This is a genomic window from Rhizobium sp. LARHSG275 (genome assembly GCF_052871115.1).
The window spans coordinates 274,049-296,318 of sequence record NZ_JBIXJN010000001.1 but is presented as its reverse complement, the minus strand read 5'-3'; the positions used below and the strand labels follow the sequence as shown (position 1 = coordinate 296,318).

24 protein-coding genes are annotated in these 22,270 nt (G+C 62.3%); 8 read left to right on the top strand and 16 right to left on the bottom strand.

Features of this window, described 5'->3' with window-relative positions; translation table 11 throughout:
• Positions 1–61: 61 nt before the first annotated feature.
• The 5 genes from ACIPSK_RS01395 to ACIPSK_RS01375 form a co-directional block, all read right to left on the bottom strand.
• Positions 62–958 (bottom strand): NUDIX hydrolase, encoded by an 897-nt coding sequence (locus ACIPSK_RS01395; RefSeq protein ID WP_162115147.1) that lies wholly within the window; start codon positions 956–958, stop codon positions 62–64.
• A gap of 256 nt (positions 959–1,214) precedes the next feature.
• Complete coding sequence (locus ACIPSK_RS01390; protein ID WP_170256456.1) at positions 1,215–2,030, bottom strand: 3-methyl-2-oxobutanoate hydroxymethyltransferase; 816 nt, start codon at positions 2,028–2,030, stop codon at positions 1,215–1,217.
• A 27-nt stretch (positions 2,031–2,057) separates the two neighbouring features.
• Positions 2,058–3,284: an NAD(P)/FAD-dependent oxidoreductase gene (locus ACIPSK_RS01385; RefSeq protein ID WP_162115149.1), complete on the bottom strand. Its 1,227-nt coding sequence runs from the start codon at positions 3,282–3,284 to the stop codon at positions 2,058–2,060.
• 11 nt (positions 3,285–3,295) lie between these two features.
• Positions 3,296–3,610, bottom strand: coding sequence for a MocE family 2Fe-2S type ferredoxin (locus tag ACIPSK_RS01380; RefSeq protein ID WP_003548266.1), 315 nt, complete (start codon positions 3,608–3,610; stop codon positions 3,296–3,298).
• 21 nt (positions 3,611–3,631) lie between these two features.
• Positions 3,632–4,720 (bottom strand): fatty acid desaturase family protein, encoded by a 1,089-nt coding sequence (locus ACIPSK_RS01375; RefSeq protein WP_162115150.1) that lies wholly within the window; start codon positions 4,718–4,720, stop codon positions 3,632–3,634.
• 132 nt (positions 4,721–4,852) lie between these two features.
• Here ACIPSK_RS01375 and ACIPSK_RS01370 point away from each other — a divergent pair, with 132 nt between their 5' ends.
• Positions 4,853–5,881 carry a LacI family DNA-binding transcriptional regulator gene (locus ACIPSK_RS01370; RefSeq protein ID WP_017968535.1) on the top strand — a complete coding sequence of 343 codons (1,029 nt, stop codon included), beginning with the start codon at positions 4,853–4,855 and terminating at the stop codon, positions 5,879–5,881.
• Positions 5,882–6,042: 161 nt separating this feature from the next.
• A complete protein-coding gene (locus ACIPSK_RS01365; protein ID WP_162115151.1) occupies positions 6,043–6,855 on the top strand; it encodes a TIM barrel protein in 813 nt (270 codons plus the stop codon).
• A 99-nt stretch (positions 6,856–6,954) separates the two neighbouring features.
• Here the strand turns inward: ACIPSK_RS01365 and cobM are convergent, their stop codons facing one another.
• A complete protein-coding gene (gene cobM, locus ACIPSK_RS01360) occupies positions 6,955–7,713 on the bottom strand; it encodes a precorrin-4 C(11)-methyltransferase (RefSeq protein ID WP_162115152.1) in 759 nt (252 codons plus the stop codon).
• Positions 7,714–7,717: 4 nt separating this feature from the next.
• Entirely contained in the window at positions 7,718–8,950 is a 1,233-nt protein-coding gene (gene cbiE, locus ACIPSK_RS01355) for a precorrin-6y C5,15-methyltransferase (decarboxylating) subunit CbiE (protein WP_162115153.1), read from the bottom strand.
• Between cbiE and ACIPSK_RS01350 the strand changes: the two genes are divergently transcribed.
• Positions 8,949–9,719, top strand: coding sequence for a cobalt-precorrin-6A reductase (locus tag ACIPSK_RS01350; protein WP_162115154.1), 771 nt, complete (start codon positions 8,949–8,951; stop codon positions 9,717–9,719). The genes cbiE and ACIPSK_RS01350 overlap by 2 nt on opposite strands.
• Here ACIPSK_RS01350 and ACIPSK_RS01345 read toward each other — a convergent pair.
• The 5 genes from ACIPSK_RS01345 to cobF form a co-directional block, all read right to left on the bottom strand.
• Positions 9,683–10,447, bottom strand: coding sequence for a precorrin-3B C(17)-methyltransferase (locus ACIPSK_RS01345; RefSeq protein ID WP_162115155.1), 765 nt, complete (start codon positions 10,445–10,447; stop codon positions 9,683–9,685). The genes ACIPSK_RS01350 and ACIPSK_RS01345 overlap by 37 nt on opposite strands.
• Positions 10,444–11,175 carry a precorrin-2 C(20)-methyltransferase gene (locus ACIPSK_RS01340; protein WP_162115156.1) on the bottom strand — a complete coding sequence of 244 codons (732 nt, stop codon included), beginning with the start codon at positions 11,173–11,175 and terminating at the stop codon, positions 10,444–10,446. Before ACIPSK_RS01340 ends, ACIPSK_RS01345 begins: the two co-directional genes overlap by 4 nt.
• On the bottom strand, positions 11,172–11,804 hold the full coding sequence (locus ACIPSK_RS01335) for a precorrin-8X methylmutase (RefSeq protein WP_162115157.1): 633 nt from the start codon (positions 11,802–11,804) through the stop codon (positions 11,172–11,174). The genes ACIPSK_RS01340 and ACIPSK_RS01335 overlap by 4 nt, the downstream gene beginning before the upstream one ends.
• A gap of 2 nt (positions 11,805–11,806) precedes the next feature.
• The gene (gene cobG, locus ACIPSK_RS01330; RefSeq protein ID WP_162115158.1) at positions 11,807–13,189 is read right to left on the bottom strand and encodes a precorrin-3B synthase; all 1,383 of its coding nucleotides are present in this window, start codon (positions 13,187–13,189) and stop codon (positions 11,807–11,809) included.
• Between the two features lie 70 nt (positions 13,190–13,259).
• On the bottom strand, positions 13,260–14,024 hold the full coding sequence (gene cobF / locus ACIPSK_RS01325; protein WP_162115159.1) for a precorrin-6A synthase (deacetylating): 765 nt from the start codon (positions 14,022–14,024) through the stop codon (positions 13,260–13,262).
• Positions 14,025–14,226: 202 nt separating this feature from the next.
• Between cobF and repA the strand changes: the two genes are divergently transcribed.
• From repA to ACIPSK_RS01305, 4 genes are all read left to right on the top strand, one after another.
• Entirely contained in the window at positions 14,227–15,423 is a 1,197-nt protein-coding gene (repA, locus tag ACIPSK_RS01320; RefSeq protein WP_026154606.1) for a plasmid partitioning protein RepA, read from the top strand.
• Positions 15,420–16,415 (top strand): plasmid partitioning protein RepB, encoded by a 996-nt coding sequence (repB, locus tag ACIPSK_RS01315; protein ID WP_162115160.1) that lies wholly within the window; start codon positions 15,420–15,422, stop codon positions 16,413–16,415. The genes repA and repB overlap by 4 nt, the downstream gene beginning before the upstream one ends.
• 154 nt (positions 16,416–16,569) lie before the next feature.
• Positions 16,570–17,784, top strand: coding sequence for a plasmid replication protein RepC (gene repC / locus ACIPSK_RS01310; RefSeq protein WP_162115161.1), 1,215 nt, complete (start codon positions 16,570–16,572; stop codon positions 17,782–17,784).
• A gap of 179 nt (positions 17,785–17,963) precedes the next feature.
• Positions 17,964–19,097, top strand: coding sequence for an RHE_PE00001 family protein (locus ACIPSK_RS01305; protein ID WP_162115162.1), 1,134 nt, complete (start codon positions 17,964–17,966; stop codon positions 19,095–19,097).
• Between the two features lie 221 nt (positions 19,098–19,318).
• Here the strand turns inward: ACIPSK_RS01305 and ACIPSK_RS01300 are convergent, their stop codons facing one another.
• The 3 genes from ACIPSK_RS01300 to ACIPSK_RS01290 are packed head-to-tail and all read right to left on the bottom strand — an operon-like array spanning position 19,319 to position 21,343.
• Positions 19,319–20,029, bottom strand: a complete 711-nt coding sequence (locus ACIPSK_RS01300; protein ID WP_162115163.1) for a Bax inhibitor-1/YccA family protein — start codon at positions 20,027–20,029, stop codon at positions 19,319–19,321.
• A gap of 20 nt (positions 20,030–20,049) precedes the next feature.
• Positions 20,050–20,817 carry an anti-sigma factor family protein gene (locus ACIPSK_RS01295; RefSeq protein WP_162115164.1) on the bottom strand — a complete coding sequence of 256 codons (768 nt, stop codon included), beginning with the start codon at positions 20,815–20,817 and terminating at the stop codon, positions 20,050–20,052.
• Positions 20,804–21,343 carry a sigma-70 family RNA polymerase sigma factor gene (locus ACIPSK_RS01290; protein ID WP_162115165.1) on the bottom strand — a complete coding sequence of 180 codons (540 nt, stop codon included), beginning with the start codon at positions 21,341–21,343 and terminating at the stop codon, positions 20,804–20,806. The genes ACIPSK_RS01295 and ACIPSK_RS01290 overlap by 14 nt, the downstream gene beginning before the upstream one ends.
• Before the next feature lie 186 nt (positions 21,344–21,529).
• Here ACIPSK_RS01290 and ACIPSK_RS01285 point away from each other — a divergent pair, with 186 nt between their 5' ends.
• Positions 21,530–21,838, top strand: a complete 309-nt coding sequence (locus tag ACIPSK_RS01285; RefSeq protein ID WP_162115166.1) for a hypothetical protein — start codon at positions 21,530–21,532, stop codon at positions 21,836–21,838.
• Between the two features lie 41 nt (positions 21,839–21,879).
• On the opposite strand, the gene cueR is transcribed toward ACIPSK_RS01285, so the two are convergent.
• On the bottom strand, positions 21,880–22,269 hold the full coding sequence (cueR, locus tag ACIPSK_RS01280; protein WP_162115167.1) for a Cu(I)-responsive transcriptional regulator: 390 nt from the start codon (positions 22,267–22,269) through the stop codon (positions 21,880–21,882).
• Position 22,270 lies beyond the last annotated feature (1 nt).

Sequence of the window (22,270 nt, the reverse complement as noted above, 5' to 3'; positions counted from 1 at the left end):
CCTAATTATGCTCTCTTTGAGCATATCATGAGCAAAGAGATATTCTCGCTGTGAGCATATGTCAATTGCGGGAGAGCGGTAATTTCGTTCCTGCCAGCGCCCGTTCTTCGAGCACGGTGTGGCGAAAGCGGAAAAGCTTGGCCGGCCGGCCGCCGGTTTCGCTTTCGGTGCCGCCGGTTTCCTCGACCAGTTCCTGCTGTTCGATGAGGCGGCGGAAGTTCTGCTTGTGCAGCGTCAGCCCCGCGAGCGCCTCGATGGTACGCTGCAGCCTCAGCAGCGTAAAACTCTCCGGCATGAGCTCGAAGACGACAGGGCGGTATTTGATCTTGGCGCGCAGCCGGGCGATGCCAGTCGCGAGAATACGGCGGTGATCGGCAAACATCGCCCGGCCGAGATTGGCCTCCGCCGCGCATCCGGCTTCCGAGACGAGCCTTGCTTCGTAAAGCAGTTCGTAGCGCTGCAGGGCCAAATCTTCGTTCCAGCCGCCGCCGTCGAGGCCGAAGGTGAAATCCGCCCGGCGATGGCGATGGTCGCGTCTTGCCGGATCGGCATCGGCCCAGCTCCCCAGACGCGCCATGATCTCGTCAAGCACGGCCGGCCGTCCCTGCCGATGGTCTTCCCAGGGGAAATATTCGTACCAGCCATGCCATCCCGGCCGGCCGGCACCCGACTGCTCGTTGACGAGGCCGAGATAGCTGATCGAGATCGTCCGCCCGCCTGGGATGTCGTTGTTCCGGTCGCGGTCGGCGAAGGTATAGAGCTGTTCGAGATAGCCGACGGGATGTTCCGTCTGCTCCTGCACCCATTCGCGCAGGCCCGATTGCAGGGTGCGATGCCCCATCTCGAAAGGGCCTGATGGCAGCGCGTTGCCGGAGCGGATGGTCATGACGCGCGGTTCGTCCCCCGTCACCGCGACGAGCACCGCAATCAATTCCGCATGCGCAAAGCCGATCGTCACAGGGGACCGAATACTCCGTTCCGAATGAATCGAACGGATAATTCCTGACACAGGCAGGCACAGAAGCCAATGGTGGCTTTCCCCTTCTCCCCAGCGGGGAGAAGGTGCCGGCAGGCGGAAGGGGGCTACGCGGCACGGCGTTGATTGCCCTTCGCTGACGCTCAGTGCCTCGCTCCTATCGTCGCTCGCCCCTCATCTGCCCTGGCGGGCATCTTCTCCCCGCTGGGGAGAAGGGGAAGCGTCGAGCAAGCCACCCTCAACTATTGCCCGTCTCGCTTTTCAGCCGCTGCAGGAAGATTTCCAGTTCCGCGTCGTCGATACCGACGAGATGGCGCTTTTCCGGATAGGCGCCGGTCCTGACATCCTCGGCAAATTCGGTGAAGGCGGCGATGCGCTCGCGCTGCAGCCGATCGTGTTCGGCGGCAAAGTCGCGATAGATCTTGGCGTGGCGCGGAGTGTGGTCGCGATTGGCGCCGAGCACGTCGTTGGCGAAGAGATATTGGGCGTCGCAGCCGCTGCCCGCCCCCATAGAGATCATCAGCATCGAGGTGTTGCTGCTGATGGCGGCAGCGATATCCCCCGGGACGACTTCGATTTCGGCGGCGAAGGCGCCGGCCTCTTCCAGGGCCTTGGTCTGCCGCCAGATTTCGGCCGCACTCGCCGCCGTCTTGCCGACGGCACGGAAGCCGCCGGTCCAGGTCGCTTTTGAAGGGATCAATCCGAGATGGCCGCAGACCGGGATTCCTTCATCGCGCATGCGCCGGATCGTCTGCAGGCTTGCGGCACAATAGACCGCATCACCTCCTGCCTTCAGCGCCGCGAAGGCCGCACGCAGATAGTCCTCGGCTGAGACATGGTCGCCATATTCGAGCCCCGGAATGGCAAAGGGAGTGGGGGCGATCTCGCGAAAGACCGGCCCGAGCAGCGAGGGCGGCACCGAGACGATGTCGATCCCCGCTTTTTCGGCGGCGTCCGCTTCCTCCAGCGAGGTGACGCGCAGCATGGTGAGCTGGCGCTTGCCTTTTTCCGCAAGCAGATCGGCGACGGTCGCGCGTTTATGTTTCTTCATCATTTATTCCTTTTGAAAATATCGGAGAGCTCAGGCGGCCAGCAGGGATTTCAGCTTGATGTCGCTGGCTGCGAGTGCCGCCGGGTTCGGATGGGCGCGTGCTGCGATCAGCATTTCGGCGAGCCTGATGTCGCGCGCCACCGCATTGCCCGATCCGATGCCGCTTGCGGCAATCAATCGTCCATCGGTGTCGAGATGGAAAAGAATGAAGGCGCCTGCGCCGAGATCGCGGCGCTGATGCGCGACAGCCCCTTCGGCAAGGCCTGATATCTGCAGCGTCATGTCGTATTGATCCGACCAGAACCACGGCACTGATGAAACGGCTTCGTTACGGCCGAGCATGTTGGCCGCGGCCAATGTGCCCTGCTCCTGGGCATTGCGCCAGGATTCCAGCCGCACCCGCCGGCCGCCATAGATCGGCAGCGGAAAGGAGCAGCAGTCGCCGGCCGCAAAGACATCAGCTGCGGAGGTCTGGAGATAAGTGTCGACGGCAATGCCATTGTCGATTGCGAGGCCCGCTCTTTCGGCGATCTCGATATTCGGCCGTGCGCCGATGCCGACGAGCACGAGATCGGCCTCGATCACCTCGCCGGTCGACAATCGGATCAGGGCTTTGCCGTTTTCCTCAGTCAGCGCCTCGATGGAGACGCCGCAGCGGATATCGACGCCTTCAGCGCGATGGCGTTCGGTGAGCAGATGAGCGATCTCCTCCGGCACGCCACGCTTCAGCACGCGTTCCAGCCCCTCGATGACGGTGATCTCGGCGCCGAGCAGCCGCGCCGTCGCCGCAAGCTCCAGTCCGATGAACCCGCCACCGATGATGGCGATATGCCGGCCCGGCTTCATTGCTTCGCGCAGGGCCGCAGCATCGTGATGCGTCCTCAGCGAGCGAATATGCCGGCTGCCATGCGGCGCCCCGGGGAACGAACGCGCGGCGGCACCCGTCGCAAGCAGAAGCTTGTCGTAGGAGAGCGCCGTCCCGTCCGAAAGCGTGACGGTCCTGGATGCGGGATCGAAATCCCTGGCCTCCACGCCGGTGAGCAGCCGGATGCCGTTTTCGATATATTTTTCCGCCGCGACGATGAATTTCGGATCGCTCGCATCGGCGGAGCCGGCCTTCGAAAGCGGCGGCCGCTCGTAAGGATGAAGGGGCTCGGCACCAACCAGCGTTATCTCGCCGGCAAAGCCCTTTTCCCGCAAGGCGAAGGCGGCGCGCGCACCGCATTCGCCGGCGCCCAGGATGACAAAATGAGCCATGCCGGCCTCCATCAGAGCGAGATGAAGACGGCGCCGTCTTCGATCTTGACCGGATAGGTCTTGAGATTGACGCAAACCGGCGCACCCTTGGCTTCGCCCGTCTTGTAGTTGAAGCGGCCGTTATGCTTTGGACATTCGATGATCTCATCCATGACAAGCCCGTCGGCGAGATGGATATGTTCATGCGTGCAGAGCCCGTCGGTTGCGAAGAATTCGTCGTCCGGGCTGCGATAGACCGCGAAGGTGCGCCCGTCGTGATCGAAGCGGATGACATCCTCTTCGTCGATCTCGTCCTTGTCGCAAACCTGGATCCAATTTCCGCTCATCTTGTCCTCCCTCGATTGTTGTTATTGCGCGGCCGGGGCCAGCTCGTTGTGGAATTCCTCGCGATAGGGCCGCGCGGTGGCCGGCAGGTCGCGCTTCAGGAAATAATCCTCGTTGCGCAGTTGGCGCAGGAAGGCCGGGATCATCTCGCGATAGCCGGACCAGATCGATGGGTTCGGCGCCGGCAGGTCGTGCTTGATCATCGCGTGCAGCTTCGGCAGCGCGTGGTAAGGCACCATCGGGAACATGTGATGCTCGACGTGGTAGTTCATGTTCCAGTAGATGAAGCGGCTGATCGGGTTCATATAGACCGTGCGGCTGTTCAGCCGATGGTCGGTCACATTGTCGGCAAGGCCGCCATGCTGCAGCAGCCCGGTCAGCACATGGTGCCAGGCGCCGTAGAGGCGCGGCAGGCCGACTAGCACCAGCGGCAGGATCGAGCCCATGGCGATTGCGGTTGCGATCGTGGCGAGATAGATCGCCAGCCAGATGCGGGCAATGCGGATCGCCTTCGGCTGCTCCATCTCGGGAATGAAGGTCTTTTCCGCCGCGCTGACGCCGCCGAAGGCATTGCGCAGCATGTCGACGATCGCGTGCCAGGCATCGAGGATGCCGAAGAAATTAAGCACCACCCGGAAGAGATCCGGCGGCCGCATCACCGCGATCTCGGGATCGCGGCCGACGATCACCGTATCGGTATGATGGCGCGCATGGCTCCAGCGCCATGTCACCGGGTTGCGCATGATCATGAAGCAGGCGATCTGATAGACGACATCGTTCATCCAGCGCGTCTTGAAGGCGGTGCCGTGACCGCATTCGTGCCAGCGGCTGTCGGTGGCCGAGCCGTAGAGCACGCCATAGGCGAGGAAGAAGGACACGGCCACCCACGAGCCCCAGAAACAGATGCCGAGCCCGGCAAAGATTGCCATGGCGCCGAGCCAGATGATCGTGTCGCGGATCGCCGGCGCATCGGAGCGCTGCATCAGCGCCTTCATCTCCTTGCGCGGAATGTCGGTGTGATACCATTCGGCTGCCGCCAGCCCCGTCTCGATGGCGGTGCGGCCGCTTTCGCCGAGAAGGTCGTAGTCACGTTTCTTCGTCTGGGTCGCCATGATCCGCCTCCCGTTATGCCCTTGTCTGGAGAATAGGTTGACTTTGGACAGCGCTCAATGCAGGCTTGATATAATCTATCAAAAGCCATCATGAATGGCTTGCATTCATGATTGAATCCATCAGGAACGCCGATGCGCCGTCCCACCATCTCCGATCTCGCCCGCGCCTCCGGCGTCAGTGTCGCCACCGTCGACCGCGTTCTCAACGCGCGCCACCGGGTGCGTGAGGAAACGGCGCGACGGGTCTATGATGCAGCGCAGTCGATCGGCTATCACGCCGTCGGCCTGATCAAGCAGCGCGTCTTCGAGGATCTGCCGCAATACAGGCTCGCCTTCCTGCTGCAGAAGCCGATGCAGCCCTTCTACCAGAGTTTCGTGCGTGAGATCGAAACCGCAGCGCGCGCGTTGACGTCTGCGCGCATCCAGACGCAGATCGATTTTCCGTCAGCCGCGACGCCGGCTGCGATCGTCGAAAAGATCAAGGCGCTCGGAGCCCGCAACCAGGCCGTTGCCCTCGTTGGCCCGGATTATCCGGCGGTGACGACGGCGGTCGAGGAGTTGAAGGAGCGCGGCATTCCGGTGTTCTCGCTGCTCTCCGACCTCGCCACGGGCGTGCGCGACGCCTATGTCGGCGTCAACAACCGCAAGGTCGGGCGCACCGCCGCCTGGACGATTGCGCGCACGGCGCACAAGCCCGGCAAGGTCGCCTGTTTCGTCGGCAGTCACCGCTTTCATGGCCATGAGCTGCGGGAAATCGGCTTCCGCTCCTATTTTCGCGAGAATGCGCCTGATTTCGATGTCGTCGACACGCTGATCAATCTCGAGACCGCCGAGATCACCCACGAAGCGACGTTGACACTGCTGCAAAAACATCCCGATCTCGTCGGCCTCTATGTCTGCGGCGGCGGCATGGAGGGAGCAATTTCGGCATTCCGCGAAGAAGGCGTCGGCGGCAAGATCGTCCTCGTGGTCAACGAATTGACGCCCGACAGCAAAGCCGGTCTTGCCGACGATATCGTCGCTATGGCGATCGGCACCCCCCTGCCCGCTCTCTGTAAGGAGTTGATGGTGCTGATGGTGGGCGCCATCGAAAACGGTGAAACGGCTGTTCCCGGGCAACTCTTCCTGCCTTTCGAAATTCATATTTCGGAGAACATCTAAGCAATGATGGAATTCCATCATTTCGTTCGAAATTCTCTCAGCAATGAAAGCGGACGCCGGCGATGACGGATGGATTGCGACGCGAATTCCGATAGAGATTCGCCGACCCATTCACGAGGACTGCTCCGCCCTGACGCGGAGATCAGGAGGAGATACCGATCATGACGTCGATCCGTTTTGCGCTCAACCATATGGCCGCGCCGTCGCTGGCCATCGGCGATTTCTTCGCGCTGGCCCGATCGCTCGGCATCGATGCCGTCGAGATCCGCAATGATCTTTCCGGCAACGCCATCCTCGACGGCACCAAACCCGAGGTGATCAAGGAGGCCGCCGCCGAGCACGGCCTGACGATCATCTCGATCAATGCCCTGCAGCGCTTCAATGAATGGAACGCGACAAGAGCCGCCGAAGCGCGGGAACTGATCGATTATGCCGGCGCATCCGGCGCCAAGGCGCTCGTCCTCGTTCCGAAGAACGACGGCACCGGCTGCGCCGATGGCGAACGGCAGGCCAGTCTGCGCCAGGCTCTGGCCGCGCTGAAGCCGATGCTGGAGGAAGCCGGTATTATCGGTCTCGTCGAGCCGCTCGGTTTCGAGATCTGCTCACTGCGCTCGAAGACCGAGGCGGCCGAGGCAATCAGGGAGCTCGGTGCGGAATCGACCTTCAGGCTTGTCCACGACACCTTCCACCATCACCTTGCCGGCGAAGCGGCGATTTTCCCTGAGCTGGCCGGCCTCGTCCACATTTCCGGGGTCAGCGATCCTTCCGTTTCCGTTGGCGACATGCGCGATTCCCATCGCGTGCTCGTGGGCGACGACGACCGGCTCGACAATGCCGGGCAGATCAGGGCGCTGCTGCAGGCGGGCTATCAGGGTCCGTTCTCCTTTGAACCCTTTGCCGCGGAAGTTCATGCGGACAAGGACCCGGCCGGTGCGCTTCGTGCCAGCATGGATTACCTCCGCGCGCGGGTTTGAGACCTGCGCGAAACGTCGCCTGATAGCGCCATCGGCGTCGGGACCGGGCGGGGACGATTTGTCACGATTGGCCGCGCTGGCGCGGCCAATCGCCTGACGTTATTCCCTGCCTCTGAACCGGCGTTGATAGGCCGGATCATAGAGTGAGCTTTCGCGGAAATCCTCGGCCGCGAGCGAGGGGCCGACGAAGATGATCGCCGTGCGTTCGATCGGTTCGGCGGCAACCTTTGCCTCGATATCGGCAAGCGTGCCGCGCAGGATCCGCTCGTCCGGCCAAGAGGCCTTGACGACGATCGCGACAGAGCAGTCGACGCCGTAGAGCGGCGTCAACTCTTCGACCACTTGCTTCAGCGCGTGGATGGCCAGATGGATCGCCAGCGTGGCGCCCGTCGCGCCGAACTTCGCCAGTGTCTCGTCGTTCGGCATCGGTGACGCGCGGCCGGAAACGCGGGTCAGCACCAGGCTTTGGGCCACGGCCGGGATCGTCAGCTCTCGGCCGAGCGCCGAGGCTGCGGCGGCAAAGGCCGGAACGCCTGGCGTCATCGTATAGTCGACGCCGTGTTTTTGCAGCCGGCGCACCTGCTCGGCGACCGCACTCCAGACGGAGAGATCGCCGGAATGCAGCCGGGCGACATCCTGGCCGGCCGCGGCAGCGCGAAGATATTCCGCCTCGATCTCATCGAGCGACATCGGCGCCGTATCGACGATGCGTGCGTCCGGCGGGCAATATTGCAGCAGTTCGGGCGAGACGATCGAGCCGGCATAAAGGCAGACCGGGCATCGGGCGATGAGATCGCGGCCACGCACCGTGATCAGATCTGCAGCACCTGGTCCCGCGCCGATGAAATGCACCGTCATCTCGTTATCCTTTCGTCCAGCGCCACTGCGTCACCGGCATCGCCGGCCGCCAGCCGCTCATGCCGCCGACAGGCTGGGCGCGCGATATTTCGATCCGCGTGAGGAAGCCGCTGCGTTTTGCATGTTCGGCAAGCAGCACCGCTTCCATTTCCAGCGTCACGGCATTGGCAACGAGCCGCCCTCCCCGCTTCAACGCCGCAATCGCGGTATCGAAAACACCCGGCTCGCTACCGCCGCCGCCGAGGAAGATCACATCCGGCTCCGGCAGGTCTTTCAGCGCGAGGGGTGCCGCACCTTCGACGACAGCAAGATGCGGCACGCCGAAGGCGGCTGCGTTGCGGGCGACACGTGCGGCCCGCTCCGGCGATTGTTCGACGGCGATTGCCTTGAGGCTGGGATCGGCGAGCATCCATTCGATGCCGATCGATCCCGAGCCCGCGCCGATATCCCAGAGCAGTTCGCCGTGACGCGGCGCGAGTGCGGAAAGCGTCATCGCCCGGATTTCGCGTTTGGTGATCTGCCCATCATGCTCGAACAGCTCGTCCTCGAGCCCGGCGGTAAAGGGCAGAATGCGTGCCCCCTCCCCTGCTGCGATATCAAGTGCGCAGACATTCAGGGGATCGATGTCCAGGAGGTCGAAATCCGCCGCCGCCACACTTCTTTGCCGTTCCCGAGCGCCGCCAAGCGCCTCGAGCACTGTAAGTCGCGACTGACCGAAGCCAGCGGCAGTCAGCAGCGCAGCCAGATCGCCAGGCCCCTTCTCGTCCGAAGTCAGCGCGAGGATGCGCCGTCCGCGGTGCAGCTGCGGCCGGATCAGATCGATCGGCCGCCCATGCAGCGAGATCGTTGCGACCTCCTGCAGCGGCCAGCCAAGGCGGGATGCGGCAAGGCTGAAGGCCGAGGGCGCCGAGATGGTGCGCATCTCTTCCGCCGCCACATGGCGGGAGAGCGTTGCGCCGACGCCATAGAGAAAGGGATCGCCGGAGGCGAGCACGACAACAGGCGTGCCGCGCCTCTTAACGACGGCTTCGACCGAGCGCTCGAACGGGCTCTGCCAGGATAGTCTTTCGCCTGTGATCAGCGGCGCAGCAAGTGCGTGGTGCCGCGCGCCGCCGAAGACGGCAAGTGCTGTCGCAATCAGCCTCTTCGCCTCCTCACCCAGCCCTTCTGGACCATCTTCGCCGATGCCGATAATAGTCAGCCAGCGCTGGCCGGACGGAGGAGCGACATCAGACATGGGAAGACCCCGCATCTTGATCCTCGGCGGCACCAGCGAGGCGCGGCTGCTGGCCGAGGCGCTGGCGGCGCGTGACGATTACGATGTTCTGCTGTCGCTTGCCGGCCGCACCGAAAAACCGGCCACGCAGCCTGTTTCCGTTCGCATCGGCGGTTTCGGCGGCGCTGCCGCACTTGCCGATTTCCTCAAGGCCGGCGGATATGACCTGCTGATCGACGCCACGCACCCCTTCGCCGAGCGCATTTCGGCCAATGCCGCCTTTGCGGCCGAAACCACCGGCATTGCCGCGATCACTCTGCGCCGTCCTGAATGGCAAAGCGTGGCCGGCGATCGCTGGCGGGACGTGCAGAGCATTCCGGCTGCCATCCAAGCGCTCGGCCCCTCCCCCCGCCATGTCTTCCTGGCGACGGGCCGGCAGGGCGCCCATCATGCGGAAGCCGGACCGCAACATCATTACCTCGTCCGCAGCGTCGATCCCGTCGAACCGCCGCTTGCGCTTGATAATGTCGACTATGTCCTCGCTCGGGGTCCGTTCACGCTGGAAGGCGAATGCGATCTTCTGAGGCAGCACGACATAGACGTCATCGTCGCCAAGAATAGCGGTGGTGCCGCCACCTATGCGAAGATCGGGGCCGCCCGCCTGCTCGGTATCGAGGTGATGATGGTCGCGCGCGCGCCGGCCCCGATCGTCAAGGCGGTCGACACTGTCGAGGCGGCGCTGGCGGTGATCGATCACCTGTTTCCCCCCGCCATGAAACGCGGTGTATAGACGAGGTCCAGCCGGCCTGGCCGTGTGACGATGCGTGTTTCGGCGGAGCCGATGATGATGCAGGTCGCCATGTCGGCAATCGACGCATCTGCCTGCGACAGCTGCTGGACGGCGATACGTTCGTCCGGGCGCCCGGCCGCCCGCCCGAAGATAACCGGCGTTGCGGCAGGCAGATGGTCGCGCAACAGCTTGAAGGCTTCGCCGAGTTGCCAGGGCCGTGCCCGGCTGATCGGATTATAGAGCGCGATGACAAAGCCTGCCTTTGCCGCCAATACAAGACGATTTTCTATTATATTCCAAGGCTTTAGATTGTCAGACAGCGAGATGGCGCAAAAGTCGTGGCCAAGCGGTGCTCCGGCTCTTGCTGCCACCGCCAGCATCGCCGTGATGCCGGGCAGGATGGTGAGATCGACCGCGCGCCACGCCGCCGGCCCGTTCTCGATCGCTTCGCAGACCGCGGCAGCCATGGCGAAGACGCCGGGGTCGCCGCCGGAGACGACGCAGACCTTGGCGCCATCGGCTGCCATGGCGAGTGCGGCCCCTGCCCTTTCGAGCTCCTCGCGATTGTCCGAGGCATGCCGCAGCTGATCGTGGCGGAGCTGCAGCCTGTCGAGATAGGGGCCGTAGCCGAAGAAATCCGTCGCCGCATCGACAGCGGCCAGCGCTTCCGGCGTCATCTGCTCGGGGTTGCCGGGACCGGTGCCGATCACGAAAAGCCTGCCGCTCATCGGCTGCCCTCCCAGCCCGGCACCAGCACGAGCGAAAAATACGGTGCATCGCCGTCGGTTCTGTCGGCAAGCTTTTCCATCGCCGCATTCGCCATGGTGCCGCGCTCGACATAGACGGCTTCCGCAAGCCGGCCGGCCGCCGCCAGCGCCCGACGGATCTTCGGCAGATTACGGCCGACCTTCATGATGACGGCGGCTTGCGTATCGGCAAGACGGCGCGTCAGCTCGGCCTCGGCCATCGTACCGGGCAGTACGGAAAGCACGTCGTCGCCCTGAACGATCGGCATGCCGGCCAGCGACCAGCAGCCCGACATGGCGCTGATACCCGGGATCACTTCCGTCGGGTAGCGTGTGGAAAGCCGGACATGCAGATGCATGTAGGACCCATAGAAGAGCGGATCGCCTTCGCTCAGAACGGCGACGGTCAGCCCGGCATCGAGATGCCCGGCGACAGCTTTGGCAGACAGATCGTAGAATTGGGTGATCAACCTTTGATAACGTTCCTCATTCTTGTCGATCTCGGTCGTCACCGGATAGTAGAGCGGCAGCAGCGTCACCCCGGATTTCAGCAGCGGCTCGACGATCGCCTTGCCGTTGCCGCCCCTGCCCTGTTTGGCGAAATAGGCAATCACATCGGCACCTTCGATGGCGCGGACGGCCTTGATGGTCAGGAGCTCCGGATCGCCGGGACCCGTGCCGACGCCGATGAGACGGCCGCTTGTCGTCATAGGCCCTGCCTCGCCAATGCATTGATGGCGGCTGCCGTCATGGCGCTGCCGCCGAGCCGGCCGCGGACGATGGCAAAGGGTACGCCGTAGGAATTTTCCGCCAATGCATCCTTCGATTCCGCCGCGCCGACGAAGCCCACAGGCATGCCGAGGATCGCCGCGGGTTTCGGGGCGCCGTCGCGCAGGAGTTCGAGCAGATGGAAGAGCGCTGTCGGTGCATTGCCGATCGCGACAACGCTGCCGCCGAGCCGATCGAGCCAGAGATGCATGGCGGCGGCCGAGCGCGTATTGCCGGTCTCGCGCGCAATATCCGGTGTCGCGGGATCGCGCAGCGTACAGATCACCTCGTTCAGCGCTGGCAGCCGCGCCCGGGTCACACCCTGAGATACCATTTCCGCGTCGCAGAAGATCGGCGCGCCACCCTTCAGCGCGTCGCGCGCCGCGCTGACGAAATCGGCGGAGAACAGGAAATGCTCCGCCGCCTCGACCAGCCCGCAGGCATGGATCATGCGCACGGCGATTTCGGCTTGATCGTCGGTGAAACGCGAAAGATCGGCCTCGGCACGGATGATCGCAAAGGAACGCTCGTAGATCGCATCGCCGCTGCGGATATAATCGTAGTCTGGCATTCCTATTCCTGTCGCAGCGCCTTCGAAACGCCGGTTGCGCCAAGCCGTGTAAGGCAGGCGGCGGTCGATTCGCCAGCGTCTTTGTTGTCTTCGATGGCCCGGGCGAGCCTCTCTATAGCGAAATCGATCCGACCGCCAGCGATCCGTTCGTCCGGCAGATCCGCGGCAAGCCCATTGAGGATGAGGCCATAACCTTCCGCCGAGCCGGTCAGGGTCAGCGCCGGCCGCGCATGAGCGCAGCCCTTGGCGCAGCCGGACAGATGCAGCGTCAGCGAATTGTCGAAAAGGGCAGGTGCTGCGGCAATGAGGTGGCGCGCCAGAGCTCTTGTCTGGTAGAAGGCGGAACCGCAGGCGCCGGCGCCGGCGCAGGTGACGATATGCTCACTGTTCTCTCCGGGCTGGGTGCTGAAGCCATGTCCAGCTGCGGCGATCTGCATCGCCGGCACTGTATCGGCGGAAAGCCCGATGAGGAAGAAACCACGACCGGGCGCAAGCCGGATGGCGGTTGCGCCACGGGCCCTTGCCAGGTCAAGCAAAGCGATCAGATCGGACGCTTTCATCTGGCCGAATTCCGGCCTGACGCCGAGTACGGTTTTGCCGTCGTCAAGCCGGTGTAAGCCGGCAAGCGGTATCCCTGCCGCGCGGGACGGAACGAAGTGCATACCATCCATCGCGGGAAAACGCGCCTGCAGAAGCGCCGGATCGATATCTCTCGCCCGCCTGCCCTTCGCGAGGCCTGCCAAGAGGCCGAGAATTTCGCCGACGGCCGCTATCGCCGCCTCCGCAGGGCCGATCGCGATCGGCGTTGCAGTTTCGCCGTCGCCATTGATCGCGACAAGCCAATCTGTGTGGGATTGAGCGACGACACGAATATCGGCGGACAGTGCTGACAAGCCGAAGGTTCCACCACCGTCGACGACAAGCGAGAGCTTCGGCGCGAGCCGCGGCGAGGCAAGCAGATCGTGAAGTTTGCTGCGCAAGGCGATTTCCATCGCGGCTGGATCGCTTGTCTCTTCCGGGTCGATGCCGTGCAGCGGCGATGTCTCGATCGCCGGCCCGTCCGACACGGTGATCCCGGCGGCATCGATATCGGCAGCGAGCTGCCCGACGGTCTCGGCGCGCAGCCCGCGAATCTGCAGATTGCCGCGCGCGGTGATTTCCAGGATGCCGTTTCCATGGGCCGCGGCCGAGCGAGCAAGGCTTGCGAATTGCGACAGCGTCAACGCGCCACCGGCCGGCCGCAGCCGGACCAGCAAACCGTCGCCGGTCGGCATGGGGGCGGCAAGGGCGGGGCAGGCGCCGCGCCTACGTATCTCGGCCGCCGGGCGACCGTGCAGATCCGCCTCGCCTGTCCTGTCGCTCTTCTTTGCGGCCTTGATGCTCATTCTCGATCCTCTGATCATTTCTTACATGATCGCGGCCAACCCGGCAAAGCTGATGGCAAGGCTCGAACCGCTATTCCTCGAAATCCCGTCCCTTGCGCAGGAGATAGATGTCCATGATCCATCCGTGCCGTTGCCTGGCCTCGGCCCTGAGCGTCAGAATATCGCTGGCGATGTCGCCAAGTCGCCCTGCTCTGACGATCTCATCCTTGGTGCCGAGATAGGCCCCCCAGAAGATCTCGGCATCGGGATCGTCGATCTTGGCAAAAGCCTGTTCGCCGTCGAGCATGACGATGGTGCTGTCGGCCAGAAGCCCGTCCTGCGCCAGCCTGCGCCCTGTGGTGATCTCGATCGGTTTGCCAACGAGGTTGACCGGGATCCTGTGGCTGGCCGCCAGCGCCTGAATGCTGGTGATGCCGGGAATGACGCTGTAATCGAAATCCAGGCTGCCTTCCCGCCGCACGCGTTCGATGATGCGGATCGTGCTGTCGTAGAGACTGGGATCGCCCCAGACCAGAAAGGCGCCGTTGTCATCATCCGGGAGACTGGAGATCAGTTCTGCATAGATGCGGGCGATCTCGCCGTGCCAGGTATCGACGCTCTGCACATAGGTCTTGTCTGCCGTCTGCCTTTGCGGCACCGCGAATTCTGAAATCCTGCCAGCCGGCCGCGTGATATAGCGTTCGCAGATATCCCGCCGGATCTCGGCGAGCTCTTCCTTGGCGGCGCCCTTGACCGGCAGGAAAACCACATCGGCGGCGTTCATCGCGTTGATCGCCTGTATGGTGAGATGCTCCGGGTTGCCCGTGCCGATGCCGATGATATTGATATGCTTCAAGCGGATACTCCCCGTTGAGTCCTGGCGGTCTTGCCGAAAAAACCTCGTGGTCGCAAGGGCAGAACGGGAGTTGGCCGCGGCCAACCGGCCCTGTGGGTGGCATCCGAGCGCTGTTGTTGCTGCAAATCCCGAATCGTGTCACTTTCGATACGCTTTTTGACGCTATGTTGAAAGAAAAGCGCATCGAAAAGGATTGGGTGTTTTGGACAACATTAGCGTATCGACGACAGATGTACGGATCGAGCGGCATGCGAACCAGCTTTCGCGGCAACTGAAGCTCCTCCGCGACAAGCTGTTTCCGCCGCTCTCGCAAAAGACGCTACGAACATTCTCCTCCGGCGAGGCGGCCCAGATGATCGGCGTCTCGGACGGCTATCTTCGCCAGCTTTCGCTGGATGGCAAGGGACCGCAGCCGGATCTTGCCCAGAATGGCCGGCGTTCCTACACGCTCGGCCAGATCAACGAATTGCGCCAATATATGGCCAAGCTCAAGCCGAAGGATGCGCTTTCCTATCAGCCTTGGCGCCGCCCTGGCGAAAAGCTGCAGACGGTTGCCGTCACCAATTTCAAGGGTGGCTCGGCCAAAACTACGACGACGCTCTATCTGGCTCAGTATCTGGCGCTGGCGGGTTACCGGGTGCTTGCCATCGATCTCGATCCGCAAGCTTCGCTCTCTTCCATGCTGGGCGTTCAGCCCGAATTCGATCTTTCCGAAGGCGATACGCTCTATGGCGCAATTCGCTATGATGAGGGCCGCAAGCCGCTGAAGGAGATCGTCCGCAAGACCTATTTCGACGGGCTGGATCTGGTGCCGGGCAATCTCGAACTGATGGAGTTCGAGCATGAGACGCCACGGGCACTGAACGACCGGCAGCGGCCCGGCGAGCTGTTCTTCCGCCGTGTCGGCGTCGCCATTGCCGAGGTCGAGGCCGATTACGACATCGTGGTGATCGACTGCCCGCCGCAGCTCGGTTACCTCACGCTTGGCGCCGTCTGCGCCGCAACATCGCTGCTCATCACCATCCATCCGCAGATGGTCGACGTCGCTTCCATGTCGCAGTTCCTGCTGATGACTTCGGATCTGCTTTCCGTCGTGCGCAAGGCCGGCGGCGACCTGCAGCATGATTTCATCAAATATGTTGTCACTCGTCACGAACCCTTCGATGCGCCGCAGTCGCAGATCGTTGCGCTGCTGCGCAGTCTTTTCAGTGACGACGTGTTGACGGCGACCATTCTCAAATCGACGGCGATCGCCGATGTCGGCTTGACCAAGCAGACGCTCTACGAGATCGAGAAGGGGCAGGTGCGCCGCTCGACCTATGACCGGGCGCTGGAATCGGTCAATGCCGCCAACAGCGAGGTTCTCGCCGGTATTCACAAAGCCTGGGGTCGAGCATGAGCAGACGCGATCGCCTGAAAGGTCTTTTCGACGATACAGCGCAGGAGTTGGCCGCGGCCAACTACGAGGAACCATCCTCGCGCGGATCGGCCGGGCCGGTTCGGACGATGGCGCTGACCCTTGGCCGCATGGAGGAAGAGAGCAGGGCGATGCAGGAGGCTTTGCTCTCCGGTGAGCGCATCGTCGAGCTCGACCCTGATCTGATCGATTCCTCCTTCGTCCGCGATCGTCTTGCCGACCAGCCCCTCGATATTGAGGATGAGTTGGTGCAGTCGATTGCCGAGAACGGCCAGGAAGTGCCGATCCTCGTTCGCCGCCATCCCAATAATGAGGACCGCTACCAGATCGCCTACGGCCATCGCCGCCTGCAGGCGGTTAAGCTGCTCGGCCTCAAGGTGCAGGCGATCGTCCGTAAGCTCGACGATACCGATGTCGTCATCGCGCAGGGCATCGAGAATTCGGCGCGCCGCAACCTTTCCTATATCGAGCGCGCGGTCTTTGCCCTCAATCTCGAGCTGAAGGGTTTTGAGCGCCCGGTCATCATGAAAGCGCTGTCGACGGACAAGACGGAGTTATCGAAGCTGATATCTGTTGCAAAAGCTATTCCCGCCGAGATCGTCAGGTCGGTCGGAGCCGCGCCTGGTATCGGGCGACGCCGGTGGATGGCGCTTGCCCAGGACTGGAATGGGATGACGGCCGCCCGGCTTGCGAAGCTTATTGCCTCGGGAGGTTTCATGGCGGAAGAGAGCGACCGCCGTTTCGAGCTCTTGGTTGCCGAGCTCGCCAAGAAAGAGGCAAAGCCCGAAACCACGGAATATGACTGGAAGCCGAAGAGCGGCGGCAAGATTGCCGGCCGAATCAAGAGCGCCGGCAATTCCTTCACGATCGCGTTGAAGACCGGCGATGCGCCGGATTTCGGCGCTTACATTTCACGCCGTCTCGATGAGCTTTACGAAGCCTATCGGGCCGGCAAGTTGCAAGCAGGAGAGTAGGCCGCAAAAGAAAAAAGCCTCCGAACGTTGCCGTCGCGGAAGCCTTTCTCATATCTGGACAATCTGAGAATCGCACTTCCTCGAATCACTGTCAAGCGTCTTCGGCATCCTTTTGGGTGGTAGGTTTCTTTTGCCTTGAGAAAAGGTGAGGGACATGGAGTCTCAATATGTATCGACGCCCTTCGGGCGGCGATCGATGACGCTTGGCATGCTGGCAAGCCAGGAAAGCGCCAGCAAGGTCGATCCGGACGCATCGGTCGACAAGTGGAAGATATTTCGTGCTCTCTGCGAAGCAAAGGACATGGTCGGCGTATCGGACCGTGCCTTGGCCGTTCTCAACGCGCTGTTGACCTTCTACCCGAAGAACGAGATTGCCGAGGCCAACGGTTTCGTCGTCTTCCCATCGAATGACCAGCTGTCGCTGCGCACGCATGGCATGGCCGGCACGACGCTGCGGCGGAACCTGGCAATGCTGGTGGAAGCCGGTCTGATCATCCGGCGAGATAGCCCGAACGGGAAACGTTTTGCCCGCCGTAACGGCGAGGGCGGGCTTGGTGAGGCCTTTGGTTTCAGCCTGGCGCCGCTCCTGGTGCGCGCTCGCGAGATCGAGGCGCAGGCTGCTCAAGTGATGGCCGACAAACTCGAATGGAAGCGCCTGAGGGAGCGCCTGACGCTTTGCCGGCGTGACATCGCCAAGCTCATCGAGATCGCGCTGGAGGAGGAAATTGCCGGCGAATGGATCGAGATGCAGACGCATTTCAATCTGCTTTCCGCAAGCCTGCCGCGCCGCCCATCGGCTGCCGAGATGGAAAGCCTGCTGGCTGATCTCGAAGCTTTCCGGCAATTGATCGTCAAGACGCTGGAATCGAAGTCGAAAACAGAAAAAACAGACGCCAATGATAACCAAAACGGTCGGCACATACATAATTCAAACCCAAACCCCCCATCTGAACTTGAACCAAGCTTCGAAACGAAGCAGGGCGCAAAGCCGGAGGAAGAACCGCAGCCGTGGCGGGAGCCGCCAAAATCCTTTCCTCTTGCCATGGTGCTGCAGGCCTGCCCGGAGATCATCGCTTACGGACCGGGCGGCGGCATTGGCAGCTGGCGAGATCTGATGGCCGCGGCCGTCATCGTCCGTTCCACGCTTGGCGTCAGCCCCAGCGCCTATCAGCTGGCCTGCGATGTCATGGGGCCGGAAAACGCCGCCACGGTGATCGCCTGCATTCTGGAAAGGGGCGGACATATCAACTCCGCCGGCGGTTACCTGCGTGACCTGACGCGGCGGGCGGAGCGTGGCGAATTCTCGATCGGACCGATGCTGATGGCGCTGATGCGGGCAAATGGTCCGACGGCGAGGAAAACCGGATGAACGGCTATGAAAAAGTTTCGCGCCAGCTGCGACGGTTAGAAGCATATGCGGCCGGTCGATCAGCCGTCTTGACGGCTTCCTTTCCCGTAGTTTGTTGAAAACCGCTGTTAACCATGTCATACATGGCGGAAGGAAACGTTCGTTTTGCTTCCATTTGTGAAAAACTGTAAAGCTTAACAATGCGCTACGATATTGACGGTGCAATGCTTCAAACCCTGCTTCCCTCCATTGCCGCGGCGGAGGATGCGGTGGCGCGGCTGGACGAACGCGTGTTACGCTCGCCCGTCGGCGGGGGATTTGCCGAACGCAGCCATTTCTTCGACGCCGCCGGCGCGCTCTGGGTGGCCGGCGAACTTGTGCATGTCGAGGATCTCGTTTTGCATGATGCGCATATGGATAGCCGCGCTCCCACCCACGAACTGACGATCGCCCATTCCGTACTGCGGGCACGTCGGCGCATCTGGACCGGCGAACCCTCCTGGGCACTCGGAGTCTCGGGCCTTGCGACCCTGACTGCGACCGGCGGGGAGGGGGAGGGGAAAGTGCCGGACGCGAAGAGCCCCGCAGCTCCGGTCGAGATCGACGAGGAGGGCGAGGATGAAGATGGGCCGCTCGCTGCCGAGATGGCGGAGATCGATGCGCTTCTTGCTCGCTCACAGAAGCTGCTCGATATCCATACAGGGAAAACGCCGGCAAGCGAGACGGCTGCCGTTACCCCGGCAAGGCGCAACGAAGATCCCCTCGGCTTGCTCGGTGACGACGAGTGGGACGAGGAACAGCGGCTTGCGGAGTGGCGGAGCGTCCTGCCATTGACCGACAGCTTGCCGCCGGTTCTCGGCGCCATCATCCTCTTCGAAGCCTGGGAAAGGATCGAGCCGTTGCGGCGTCAGCACTGGCTCGGCGGCCTTCTGGTCGCAAGCCATCTACGCGCCCGCGGCAAGGTCGTCTCGCATCTGTTTTCTTTTTACGGCGGGCTGAAGCTGGTGCGCCATGAGCGTCGTCGGGCGCGCGATCGGGCCACGCGGCTGCAAGCCTTTCTGGAGGCGATGCATCTGGGCGCTGCGGCCGGCCTTAAGGAAATCGACCGCTTGTCCTTAGCACGTACGCAGATGGAGCTGCGCTTCCGCGGCCGCCGTTCGAACAGCAGCTTGCCGGAGCTTGCCGATTTCATCCTGTCGCGGCCGATGGTCTCGGCGGCGATGATCGCCCGTCATCTGCGCATCACGCCGCGCGGTGCGCTGAACCTCGTCAATGAGATCGGCATTCGTGAAATTACCGGCCGGGGCCGCTATCGCGCCTGGGGTATCATCTAATGCATGTCGCCCAAAAGTGTGCAGCGGTTTTGGGACAACGACATGCATAAAACAAAGACTTAAAGCGCGTCGTATGATTCCGATTTGACGCGATGCGCTTTAAACGAAAACGGCCGGGCATTGACCCGGCTCGTCTCGTTTAGGTGAACACCCGATCTGCCATCCTGTCACAGATTGCAGACCGGGCGCTCTGCGCTTCCTTTGCCCCCAGAAGCGCAGTCCTATTCCCGCTCGCCGGTGAAGTTGAGCAGAAGCTGGAAGATGTTGACGAAGTTTAGGTAGAGCGAGAGCGCACCGAAGACGGCGAGCTTCTGGTTCGATTCCTGATCAAAGTTTTCCGAATACTGTTCCTTGATATTCTGCGTGTCGTAAGCGGTCAGACTGACGAAGACGACGATGCCGATCACCGAGACCGCAAACTGCAGCGCGCTCGAACCCAGGAAGATGTTGACGACCGAGGCGATGATGACGCCGAAGAGGCCCATCATCAGAAACGAGCCCATGCGCGAGAGGTCACGCTTCGTCGCATAGCCGTAGAGGCTGGTGGCACCGAACATCGTCGCGGTGATGAAGAAGGTCCGCGCGATGCTCATCCCGGTGAAAACCAGGAAAACGGAGGCGAGCGACAGGCCCATCACGGCGCAGAAGGCCCAGAAGGTGATCTGAGCGGTGCTGGACGACATCGTCTGGATCTTGAACGAGAAGAAAAATACAAAGGCGAGCGGGGCAAGCATCACCACCCACTTCAGCGGCGAGCCGAAGATCGGGACGTAGAATGCCGGCGTCGAGCCGACGACAAAGGCGACGAGGCCCGTTATGACGAGGCCGAGAGCCATATAGTTGTAAACGCGCAGCATATGCTGCCGCAGGCCTTCGTCGAAGAGGGCCTGCGAGCCGGCGACGGCGCCATAGCGGGGATTGATCGGGTTCATGCTGATCTCCTCGGTTTGAATTAATAGAGCGAGCGGGCGAGCCGTTCGGCCGCCTGGTCGAGATTGAGACCGCTATCGTCTGCGATCAGCGCATAAGCGACCTCGCCGATCTGCCAATAGGCTGCTTCTGCTTTTTCCAGCGTAAGATGACTGACCGGCTTGACCTCGAAGGCGCCAGGACGGACGGCAAAAAGCGACAGTTGCTTTCCATCTGCTTGTTCGATCGCCATCTCGACGCTGGGGCCGAATTCGGACGGGAAGATCTGCACGTCAACGGCCTTCCAATCCTTAGGCAATTCGGGCATCACGATCGCGGTGGCGGCGCGAATATCGTCGGCGCTATAGGTGGTCGGCGTCTGTGGAGGCATCGATTGGCGGAGCGCCGCGGTCTGATAGGCGCGGACGGCATCCTCGACATAGGCGGGTGCCGGAACGGATGCCACCACCTCGGTCGCCGAGAAGGCGCCGAAGGAATTGTGCGCCACCCAGCCGGCAGCGATCAGAATACCGACAGCGGCAACGCGCTGCATGGAATGGAAGATGCGGCCATAGGAAAGGCCACGTTCCAGCCGGCGGGCAGCATCGCGGGTCTCAGGGCGGCCGAAGGCACTTTCGCCGGCAAGCGCCAGACGCAGTTCGCCCTTCATGCTGAGGTCGGCCATGACATTGGCGGCAATCGCCGGATTCTCGGAAAGATACGATTCAACCTGGATGCGACGGGCGACATCCAGCTCGCCATCCACATAGGCGTCGAGATCGGCATCGATGATCGGATCAACTGCTTTCATTGCCGTTCCCTCCGATGATTCTCAGATGCGAAATCCGCGGCGTCTTCTCCTCGAATTCGCGCAGTTGAGCGCGGGCGCGGGAGATGCGCGACATCAGCGTCCCCACAGGAATGCCAAGCGCCTGGGCGGCTTCCTGGTAGGAAAGATCTTCGATCGCAACGAGGTGCAGCGCCTCGCGCTGTTCCTCCGGCAGGTCGAAGAAGGCGCCCCGCACCTGCTGCAGGCGCACGGCGTGTTCCTGGCCGGCCGGCAGCGACTGCTCGGCTTCGACAGCGGCCTCATCGTGGCGGCGCGTCAGCGATCGGTTCTGGCGAATACGATCGATATGGGCATTGTGCAGGATGGAGAGCAGCCAGGTGCGCAGGTTGCCGCCGGTGCGGAAGCTCTTTCGCTTCTCGAAGGCGCGCACCAGTGCATCATGCACCAGATCCTCCGCCTCGTCCGAATTGCGCACCAGTGAGCGAGCGTAGCGCCGCAGTGCTGCAAGCTGTCCAATGACATCAAAGGGGCGATCTTTGCGTTCCATGATTGAGTATACGGAAATCCGGCGGATTTTATTCCCGGGCGGCGTAAAAAAATCATGCGGGACCAAAACCCTCGCCGGATCATCTCAAATATCCCTCTTCAGCGGCCGCGCGCCTTAAATCCGCGATTGTTTATGACAATTACATGACAGATCATGGCGCCGCTGATTTGGAGGGGAATAGAAAGAATGAAGGAAAAGAAGCGGGTCTACGAAGCTCTCGTGGACGGCGCCATGGAAGGGCTGACCGATCAGGCGCTCTACGATTTCGTCAAGGCGCGTTGTCCGAAGGCCACCAGCAGGAAGATCGTTCGAGCCTCGCTTCTCGCCCTGACCGATTCTCACCTGAAGGACCGCAATATTCTCGACGTGATCTATGCGCTGGCGATCAAGCATCGGTTGGATGACGGCGTGCTGGACGACAGCGAAGACGAGAGCCCCGACGAGCGGCCTCAATCCTCGCAGGCGGCCAACCAGAACATGCCTCAGCTTTCCTGATGCAGATCATCTGAAACGCGACGCCTGCTCTCCCGGAATGGTCAGATGCCGTCCGAAAGCTCTTCGAGGATCGGACAGTCCGGCCTGTCGTTGCCATGGCAGGCATGCACGAGATGCTCGAGCGTGCGGCGCAGTTCCGTCAGTTCGCGGATCTTGCGGTCGATCTCGGCAAGCTTGGTCTCAGCGATATCCTTGACGTCGATGCTCGCCCGGTCCTTGTCCTCATAGAGCGCCAGCAATTGTCGGCATTCCGCGACGGAAAAGCCGAGACCGCGCGAGCGCTGCAGGAAGCGCAGCTTGTGGACGTCGGTTGCGGCATAGTCGCGATAGCCATTTCCGCCCCTTTCGGGGCGGATGAGGCCGATGTCCTCGTAGTAGCGGATGGTCTTCGAAGGCAGGCCGGATCGTTCCGATGCTTCGCCGATATTCATC